At 54.2% G+C, this 8,999-nt stretch carries 8 protein-coding genes; 3 read left to right on the forward strand and 5 right to left on the reverse strand.

All coding sequences use genetic code 11. The features are described from left to right. Window positions 1-124: 124 nt before the first annotated feature. The 5 genes from GKG34_RS15360 to GKG34_RS15380 form a co-directional block, all read right to left on the reverse strand. Window positions 125-1,054 (reverse strand): ParB/RepB/Spo0J family partition protein, encoded by a 930-nt coding sequence (locus tag GKG34_RS15360; protein ID WP_154256825.1) that lies wholly within the window; start codon window positions 1,052-1,054, stop codon window positions 125-127. Continuing rightward, window positions 1,011-1,838 carry a ParA family protein gene (locus GKG34_RS15365; protein WP_347563475.1) on the reverse strand — a complete coding sequence of 276 codons (828 nt, stop codon included), beginning with the start codon at window positions 1,836-1,838 and terminating at the stop codon, window positions 1,011-1,013. The genes GKG34_RS15360 and GKG34_RS15365 overlap by 44 nt, the downstream gene beginning before the upstream one ends. A gap of 4 nt (window positions 1,839-1,842) precedes the next feature. Continuing rightward, a complete protein-coding gene (locus tag GKG34_RS15370; RefSeq protein ID WP_154256827.1) occupies window positions 1,843-2,709 on the reverse strand; it encodes a DUF6017 domain-containing protein in 867 nt (288 codons plus the stop codon). 428 nt (window positions 2,710-3,137) lie between these two features. Beyond that, window positions 3,138-4,580 (reverse strand): M81 family metallopeptidase, encoded by a 1,443-nt coding sequence (locus tag GKG34_RS15375; RefSeq protein WP_154256828.1) that lies wholly within the window; start codon window positions 4,578-4,580, stop codon window positions 3,138-3,140. A 20-nt stretch (window positions 4,581-4,600) separates the two neighbouring features. After that, a complete protein-coding gene (locus GKG34_RS15380; RefSeq protein WP_154256829.1) occupies window positions 4,601-6,052 on the reverse strand; it encodes a M81 family metallopeptidase in 1,452 nt (483 codons plus the stop codon). A 185-nt stretch (window positions 6,053-6,237) separates the two neighbouring features. On the opposite strand from GKG34_RS15380, the gene GKG34_RS15385 reads away from it, so the two are divergent. The 3 genes from GKG34_RS15385 to GKG34_RS15395 all read left to right on the forward strand — a co-directional run bounded on the left by GKG34_RS15385 (window position 6,238) and on the right by GKG34_RS15395 (window position 8,930). Beyond that, complete coding sequence (locus tag GKG34_RS15385) at window positions 6,238-6,993, forward strand: GntR family transcriptional regulator (protein WP_154256830.1); 756 nt, start codon at window positions 6,238-6,240, stop codon at window positions 6,991-6,993. Between the two features lie 55 nt (window positions 6,994-7,048). Then, a complete protein-coding gene (locus tag GKG34_RS15390) occupies window positions 7,049-7,810 on the forward strand; it encodes a DeoR/GlpR family DNA-binding transcription regulator (RefSeq protein WP_154256832.1) in 762 nt (253 codons plus the stop codon). Window positions 7,811-8,189: 379 nt separating this feature from the next. After that, a complete protein-coding gene (locus tag GKG34_RS15395) occupies window positions 8,190-8,930 on the forward strand; it encodes a PTS transporter subunit EIIC (RefSeq protein WP_154256834.1) in 741 nt (246 codons plus the stop codon). Window positions 8,931-8,999: the final 69 nt, after the last annotated feature.

The raw sequence follows: 8,999 nt of genomic DNA on the forward strand, positions 1-8,999 counted from the left end.
TGAATGCTGTTTGTCAGGGGCAGCGGTCGGCAGACGGATTTTTTCATTTTGGGGCTTGACTTTTAATAGTTAGTCTCCAAATTTTTGCAAACAAAAAAGACCCCATCGGGTCTTACGTTACGGGTCAGCGCTCGTTGTGGCGCTGCTGCTTTTTCTGCCACGCATCCAAAAGCTGGATGATCTTCTCCTCCATCTGCTTTGGCGTGTAGCTGCGGGGAAAATACTTTCGCAGGGTCTCGTTTTTGATGGTCACGGTGTCTTTCTCACTCTTTTTCTCCTGTCCCATCACATCAAAGGCTTTTTCGTAGCTGAACTCTCCCTGCTGTGCCATCTTTTTCAGTTGCTGCGCCTGCGATAAGGACGGCGCATTCTGGGTGTCGTTCATTGCTTCTAAAAAATCCCGCTGTTGGCTTTCGTCCAGATAGGACAACTCCACAGCGGGATTAAAGGCAATCTTCTTTTCGTCTACCATGTCCAGCAATTCGGGAACAAGGTTGGTTAGGCGGATATAACGTCGAACTGTATCACCGCTTATGCCTTGGTCTTTGGCAACTGCATCATCGCTGCGGAACTTCGCCGCAACTTGCGGCGAAGTTAAATCCGACCTAGCACCTTGATTTTTTATCGCTTCCAGCTTCATTTTGTAGGCGAAAGCCCTTTCACTGGGCAGGATGTGTTCACGCTGCAAATTGGAATCCACCATCAATATCACAGCAGCATCGTCCGACATCTGCCGCACAATGACCGGCAGGGTATCCAGCCCGGCAAGTTTCGCCGCATACTGGCGGCGGTGCCCGGAGATGATCTCGTAGCCGTCACCGTCCGGGCGAGGTCGGGCAATCAGCGGAGCCAGTACGCCGTACTGTGCGATACTCTCCACAGTCCGGGTCATGGCTTCATCGTCCAGCACCTTAAAAGGGTGGTTGGTGAAGGGGTGCAGCGCATCAATGGGAATCTGCTGTACCTGCTCCCGCTGTTCCTCCTGTCGTTTTTCTTCGGTGGAAAACAGGTCATCTAGCCCTTTCAGAGCTAAGTTTTCGCTGTCGATCGGCATCCGCCTGCACCTCCTTTGCGAGAGATTTGTAGGCTTCTGCCACCTTGCCCTTGGGGTCATAGGCAAAGATGCTTTTGCCTGCCGCACTGGTTTCTGCTGCTCGGACGGACCGTGGGATGGTCTGCTCGAACACCTTCAGGTGCTTTCCGTATGCCTGCCGGATCAGATTGCTGATCTGCTTTCCGTAGTTGGTGCGGTTGTCGGTCATGGTAAGCAAAATGCCCTCAATTTTCAGTTTCGGATTGATCTGCCGCCGAACCTTCTGCACGGTCTGCAAAAGCTGTTCCAGACCTTTTGCGGAAAGGTACTGTGCCTGCACCGGAATCAAGGCAGCGTCTGCCGCCGCCAATGCGTTGATGGTCAGCATTCCCAGCGAGGGCATACAGTCCAGCAGAATAAAATCGTACTCCCGTTTGGCACTGTCCAGCACCTGCTTGAGCATCTTTTCACGGTTCATGCTGTTTACCAGAGCCACTTCCAGCCCTGCCAGTTCGATATTGGCAGGGATCAGGTCAACGCCCTCTGCATGGTGCAGAATGCCCTCACCGGGTTGGATGGGCTGGTCGTTCATGGCTTTCTGCATCAGGGTGGAAAGGGTGGTGGGCAGTTCATCGGGCTGCTGCCAGCCCATGCTGATGGTAAGTGAACCCTGTGGATCAGTATCCACCAACAGGACTTTTTTCCCCTCCATCGCCAGCCCAATGCCTAAGTTCTCACAGGTGGTGCTTTTCCCCACACCGCCTTTTTGATTGGTGACTGCGATAATCGTAGCTTTCTTTGCGATAACATCACCCCGCCTTCGGTGAACCACGCGCAAAGTCGTGGTTCGTCTTGTTCTGATAGTAGAGGTTCATGGTGGTGGGCGCATTGTAGAGCATCGCCAGCAGATACTGCTTCATGTTCCGCACCGGGGCGGTGTTTTCTGCCAGCGAATCCAGTACGAAACGGATGTGGTCGGCGTTCAGCTTTTTCAGCCGACTGCGTACCACCTCGGTGGGCTTGTCATCTCCGGCAATGTGCAGCAGCTTGCGGTTGGTGGCGCAGGTGTCCACCAGCAAATCCACGATTTGGTAGATGGTGTCCTCATCATCCGGGCAGAGCCGGAGCAGCAGTTCCACCTCTAACGCCTGATAAAAATAATCCTCAAGCTGCTCCCGGATGCCCCCGGAATAGATAGGGTCAGGATCATTCCACTCTGTCTTATTCTTATCAGTCTTATTTACTTGCGGTTTTGGCTGCTCCAGAATTGCGCTTTCGGCAGCACCTGAATTGCTGTTTGGGCAATTCAGTACTTGCACTTTTGGCAAGCCGGAGGAAAAGTCCTTGACATAGATCAGGCTGGGTCTGCCCAGACCACGGCGCTTGCGCTCGATGAGGTCAATGTCCTCCAACTCCCGGAACAGCTTGACCGCTTTATGCTCGGCACAGCAGAGGGATTCCTGCACTTCCCGGACGGTGTAGATGATATACACCCGCCCCTGCTCGTCCAGCCAGCCGTTCTTTGCGGACAGGCTCATGCGGTCCAGCAGGATACCGTACAGTGTCCGGGCATCGGTGGAAAGCTGCCGGAAACGGCAGTCTTGGAACAGTGCCTTCGGGATGCGGAAATAGGAGAACAACTCGCCCGACTGACCATAAAAGTAGTCCAGCATCATTTGGTGTGACCTCGGATTTTCAACTGTATGGGTGCGTTCATGTGGAAAAACACCTCCTTTTTGTGATATGGAAAATTTTTTGAAGTTCCATTTTTGAGAAAAAATGGATGGAAAAAAGATGAAAAAATGCGTTGTAGTTTGTCCCGAAAACTGCAAAAGAAAAAATGTGTTATTTTCTGAGAATATTACGAAAAGGATAAAAAATCGAATGTTTGAAAAAATAAACAACGTAAATATGCGCTTTCTTGTACTCTCTGTTTATAAAGTGCAGAACAGGCTGCTATCAAGAACCCCCGCAAGTGATTGCGTGAGCGCTTGAGAAAGCACGAATAAAGCATAACAAACCGCCCCGGTTTCCGTAACAGGAAGCCGGGGCGGTTTGTTATGCCTTACAGGCCAGCTGGAGAAAACGGGCAAAAGGTACATGCTCAGATGTTGTCAATGGGGAACATGGGGCGCATGATGCGCTTGAAGGGAATCAGACGGGTGTCCTGCGGGGTGGCACCGTCGGTGAGGGACATCACGCACAGGGCACCGGCAGCTTTGAGCTCTGGATGGATATAACCCTGTTTGACTACGATGATGTCAAAGTTCTTCCAGTCCACGCCGCAGGCATCCAACTGGTGCTCCTCCACAAAGGAGTGGTTGTTGTCGGTGATCGTTAGTACCAGCGGGGTGCCCTCTACAGCAACGGTCACCAGCGGGCCATAGCTGCCGTCCTCGCCGTACATGTGGGTGCCCTCCTGTATGCCTTTGTATAGTACCCGCAGAGTCAGCGGAACTGGAGCCGACAGCGAATCAAAACCCATGCCGACAGAAGCATTCGTTACGGTGTCAATGGGCAGGCTGAGCAGGGCGTGGCAGAGTTTTGCATCATGGATGGCAGCAAACAGCACCTTTTTGTGCAGATCCGGCACAGCCAGCACCTGACGCAGGATAAAGGTGTTAGCGCCCTGAGCACCGCTGGTCACGTTGTCGCCGGAGTCGGTGATAAACGACGGTTTGTCCGGGCAGTTCAGCGCCATGCGCAGAGCTTCGTCCGGCTGGGCGGTAGTGCCGGTGTAGTGGAACTCATGGCGCTTGCCCCACACATAGGCGGCCAGCTCGTCGGCTTTCTGCTCGGCATAGGCATGGTCGGCTCCGGTGGCAGGGATCACCACCACGCCGCAGCCGGCCTCTGGGCAGTCATGCCGCAGGTAGCCCACATGCCAACTGGCGCTGAGGATGCGGGGATCTTTCTCCATCTCGTCCATGTACTGGTTGAAGGAACGCACCGGCTCGTCGGCAGAAACGCTCTGTTCTCCACCCAAAATCAGCGGCAGCTTGCGGTATACCGGTGTGATGTTCTGACGGTGGCGGATCAGTTCGATCAGGGCGCGGCAGGTGCGCTGTACGGTCTGGGCAATGTCGGTGTGGGGAGCCTCACGGTAACTGCGGATAAAGGTGGTGTTCTCCACATACTCTTTGGTCAGGTTGCCGTGCGGATCACAGGAGACCGCCAGTGGCAGGTAAGGACCCACGATCTGCCGGATGGCGGCCACCAAATGGTGCTCGCCGGAACCGATCTCTTCCACATAGCTGGCACCGTGCAGGTGCAGGTAGATACCGTCCAGATCCCGCAGGTTGTCGCGCACGGCATTCAGGATGGTCTGTTCAATATAATCAAAGCAGGTCTTTTTCATCACGCCGCTGCAGGCAGCGTCTGCACAGATCACGGGCACCAGTTCAATGCCTAGGTCATCGAATACGTCGCCCACCTGCATATGGCTCAGGGCGTCACGTCCGTAGGAAAGGGCCACGTTGGGCAGGTCGCACTTCATGTCTACATGCTCATTGGCTTCCAGCTGAAATTTTGCAACAAGGATCTTCATAAGGCAGTTCTCCTTTTTTATCAAATGTCGTCTACCGGGAACATGGGACGCATGATGCGCTTGAAGGGCAGGCGGCGGGTATCCTGCAAGGTAGCGCCGTCGGTCAGGGACATCACGCACAGCGCGCCCTGCTGGGTCGGTTCAGGAAAGGCGTAGCCGGTCTTGACGATCACCACATCGTAGTCCATCCAGTCCACCCCGGCGGCAAGGGTCTGATGCCGCTCTACAAAGGGATGGTTCGTGTCAGTGACGATGACATCAATGGGCAGGCCCTCTACCGACACGGTGGCACAGCCGCCAAAATCGCCATGTTCAGCAAACAAGACGGTGCCCTCTTGACGGCCCAGATGCTTCAGGGTTACAGTGAGCTGTACCGGCTCGGTCAGGGAATCCAGACCCATGCCAAGGGTCAGAGGCAGGGTGTCACCAACGGTATGACCGGCCAGCAGGGTATAGACGGCGGGGTCCTGAATGGCGGCAAACAGCACCCGCTTGCCCTGCAGGGCTTCGGGTTTAGCCAGCACCTGCCGCAGTACCCATGTGTTGGCACCCATGGCACCGCTGGTGGTGTTGTCGCCGGAGTCGGTGAGGAAGGCGGGCTTGCCGGTGCAGTGCAGTGCGGTCTGCAGGGCCTCGTCTGGTTCCTGAGTCAGGCCGGTATAGTGGAACTCATGGCGGCGGTCCCACACATAGGCGGCCAGCTCATCGGCCTTCTGCTCTGCATAGGGGCGGAACTCATTGGAAGAGGGAATCACCACGACACCGCAGCCGGCTACATCGGTGTCGTGGCGGATGTAGCCCACATGCCAGCTGGCGCTGAGGATGCGGTCATCCTTTTCCATCTCATCCATATACTGGTTGATGGAGCGCACCGGTTCGTCGGCGGAGACGCTCTGCTCACCGCCCAGAATTAGCGGCAGTTTGCGGTACACAGGAGTGATGCTGCGGCGGTGCTCCAACAGCTCCAACAGGTGGGAGCAGACAAAGCGGATGGTCTGCTCCACATCAGTGTGGGGGGACTCACGGTAGCTGCGGATGAGGGTGGTGCCTTCCACATATTCCTTGCACAGGTTACCGTGGGGATCGCATACCACAGCAATGGGCATGTAAGGGCCTACGATGCGGCGCACTTCCTTTAAGATATGGTGGTCGCCGGAGCCGATGCCCTCTACCTCACTGGCGCCGTGCAGGTGGAGGTAGATGCCATCCAGTTCGGAAAGATGCTCCTGCACAGTCTGCAGGATGGTGGACTCAATGTAATCAAAGGCGGTGCGCTTCATCACGCCGTTGGAAGCCGCATTGGCGTCCAGCGCTGGCACAAGGGTCACGTCAGGACGGTCAAACACGTCCCCCAGCTGCAGATGCGCAATGCAGCCCTGCCCGAAGTGCAGGCTGACATCATTTAGATTGCACTTTTTGGGGATGTTCTCATTGGCCTCCAGGATAAAGCGTGCAACAAGGATATGAAACATGCAAGATACCTCCTGTGTTGATCGAATTTGCAACGGAATAAGTATATAAGACATTATAATACAATATAAGACGATTTACAATAGGCTCTCAGGCAAAATTTGCCGATGAAATACTGGATTTTACCACACAATTGTGTTATGCTCATAGTAGATTATAAAATGTGTGCTTTTGGAGGAAAAACAATATGCTGGTGCCGGACAGCGCGACCCCGCTTTATCTGCAGCTGGAAGAGATCCTGCGGCAGGAGATCCTTTCCGGCAGCCGCCGGGAGGGCGACAAGCTCTCCACCGAGAATGAACTGGTGGAGCAATACAAGGTGAGCCGCATCACGGTGCGGCGTGCCGTGGAGGAACTGTGCGAGGAAGGGCTGGTGGTGCGTCACCCGGGCAAGGGCACTTTTGTGACCGGGGTGGTGATGCGCAACGACCTGAACGCGCCCCGCGGCTGGACCGAAAATGCCATTGCCAACGGGTACAGGCCCTCCACCGTGTGCACAGAGCTGGACATGGTGCCAAGCACTGAAGTGTGCCGCCTGTTTGAGGTGAAGCAGGGCGAGGAACGCTACTGCCGCGCCCGGCGGGTGCGTGCCCTGAACGGCAAGCCGGCGGTGTATGAGATCGATTACTTTCCGCCGCAGGATGCGGAATTTTTGACAAAAGAGCTGTTGAGCGGGTCGGTGTTCCGGCTGCTGCGGCAGTGGAGAAAGCTGCGAGTCATCCGGGAAAAGGAGACCATCATTCGGGTGCGGTACGCCGATGCAGAAACAGCGGCTGCGCTGGGGTTTGCTAAGGGGCGGCCTGTGGTATACACCCGCACCTGCTATCTGGACGGCAAAGACCGGGTGGTGCTGCTGAATGAGCAGTACATTGACAGCGAACGCTATATGATCCGCACCGGCGGGCACGAGCTGCGACTGGACGAAACGGAAGAGAACGGGTAAAGAAACTGGAAAAATGGTGTAAGAGGGGCCATGGGAGTCCCAGTGAGGAAATGCTATGAATGCAATCGAACGAAAACGCTATATTCTGGATGAATTGCAGCGCAACGGCAGTGTGGTGATCACCGACCTGGCAGAGCGTATTCAGGTGTCCTCCATGACCATCCGGCGGGATCTGAATGCGATGGCTGAGGATGGCATGGTTACGCTGGAACACGGCGGCGCAGTGCTGAACAGCGGCTCGCTGTTTGAATGCAGCATCAGCTTCAAAAATGAGATCAATGTGTCCGAAAAGCAGCGCATCGCGGCCAAGTGTATGGAGTACATCAACGAAGGCGATTCCGTTTTTCTGGATGCGGGCACCACGCCCAACGAGCTGGCTGCGCTGCTGCGCGGCAAACGCAACATCAGTGTACTGACCCACTCTCTGCTGGTAGCCAACACCACCGCTACCATGCGGAACATCAAGCTCATCATGTGTCCGGGCGAGTTCCGTGAGAACTCCATGGCTTTTCTGGGGCCGCTGACCGATGATTTCATCCAGCATTTTCAGATCGATACCTTGTTTCTCTCGCTGGAGGGCATCGATCTGACTGATGGCCTTTCGGTGGTGGATGTGCAGGATGGCCATACCAAAAAGGCGCTGGTGGAAAAAGCTAAGCGGGTGATCTGCATGGCCGACCACAGCAAATTCAACAAGTCGTTCTTCTACAAGATCGCCCCCATTACGGATGTGGATCTGGTGATCACGGACGATGGTCTGGATGCAGCTACGCAGGAGCTGTTCCGGCAGAACAATATCCCGTTGGTGCTGGCCTGAGAATAACTTGAAATTAAAAGTAACATAAAATAACAAAAAAGAATGAACTTTTCGGAGAAAATGTTATCTTTCACCGGAAAGCTCATTCTTTTTTGCGTAAATGAGTCGAAAATTTAGTGAAAATGATGCAAAACTCGATTTTTTGTTTGTTAAAAGCAACAAATAATAACATTTACGAACAAAATGTAACAAAAACTGATTGACTTTGACCCGGAGTGTGGTACAATGTAGAAAAGACGATGAATGGTTAAAACTCAACGAAATTCTGCGGGTTTTCGCTGCGGCCGAGCGGTGAATATATTTCACAGCTGTTCATCACATGAAGTGCAAAATGTGATATTTTGTAACATTTTACGGTACGAAAGGGAGGCATTTACTCATGGGCAAATATACAAAGATGTCCCAGCAAGTCCTGGAGAAGGTCGGCGGACTGAGCAACATCACCTTCGTTGAGCGCTGTGCAACACGGCTGCGCATCCATTACGCCAGCAAGTCCAAGGTGGATGTGGAAGCCATCAAGGGCATTGAACATGTCGTGGGCGTTGTGGACAAGACCGGCCAGGTGCAGATCATCATCGGACCGGAAGTCAACGATGCATTCAACGATTTCCTGGAGGTCTCCGGCTGGAAACCCACCGATGACCGCCCCACGGTCGTGGAGGAAGAGCCTGAAAAGAAGGGCTTTATGTACTGGGTCACGAAGTTCGGCAACTTCAGCGCAGCTGTCTTTATGCCGATCGTTCCCGCTCTGATCACCGGCGGCCTGATCCTTGCCATCAAGAACCTGCTGGTCAACTACCTTGGAATGAGCACCGACAGCGGCACCGCAAAGGTCTGCCTGGCTATCTTCAGCGCCGGCTTCTCCATGCTGCCCGTCTGGATCGGCTACACCATGGCCAACAAGCTCAAGATGGAGCCTATCATGGGCGCGTTCCTGGGCGCTGTCCTCGTCAGCAGCTCCATCAGCGGTGTTGAGGGTCTGGATTTCTTCGGCATCCCCATTCCCACCGTGGAATACACCTCCAGCGTGATGCCCATCGTCATGGGCATCATCCTGATGTACTGGGTGGATAAGCTGCTCAAGAAGATCATCCCTGAAATGGTGCGTTACTTCGTATAATAAAATAGTAGTATTTATAGACCGCTCTCCAGCGGAATGCTACAATAGTTTCAGGGTGCTGTGGATTGG

It is taken from the genome of Faecalibacterium sp. BIOML-A4, from assembly GCF_009679665.1.
GTDB classification, from domain to species: domain Bacteria; phylum Bacillota; class Clostridia; order Oscillospirales; family Ruminococcaceae; genus Faecalibacterium; species Faecalibacterium taiwanense.

Coding starts and splice junctions, on each gene's coding strand:
- GKG34_RS15360 (WP_154256825.1), bottom strand. CDS start 1,054: ATGCCGATCGACAGCGAAAACTTAGCTCTGAAAGGGCTAGATGACCTG.
- GKG34_RS15370 (WP_154256827.1), bottom strand. CDS start 2,709: ATGATGCTGGACTACTTTTATGGTCAGTCGGGCGAGTTGTTCTCCTAT.
- GKG34_RS15375 (WP_154256828.1), bottom strand. CDS start 4,580: ATGAAGATCCTTGTTGCAAAATTTCAGCTGGAAGCCAATGAGCATGTA.
- GKG34_RS15380 (WP_154256829.1), bottom strand. CDS start 6,052: ATGTTTCATATCCTTGTTGCACGCTTTATCCTGGAGGCCAATGAGAAC.
- GKG34_RS15385 (WP_154256830.1), top strand. CDS start 6,238: ATGCTGGTGCCGGACAGCGCGACCCCGCTTTATCTGCAGCTGGAAGAG.
- GKG34_RS15390 (WP_154256832.1), top strand. CDS start 7,049: ATGAATGCAATCGAACGAAAACGCTATATTCTGGATGAATTGCAGCGC.
- GKG34_RS15395 (WP_154256834.1), top strand. CDS start 8,190: ATGGGCAAATATACAAAGATGTCCCAGCAAGTCCTGGAGAAGGTCGGC.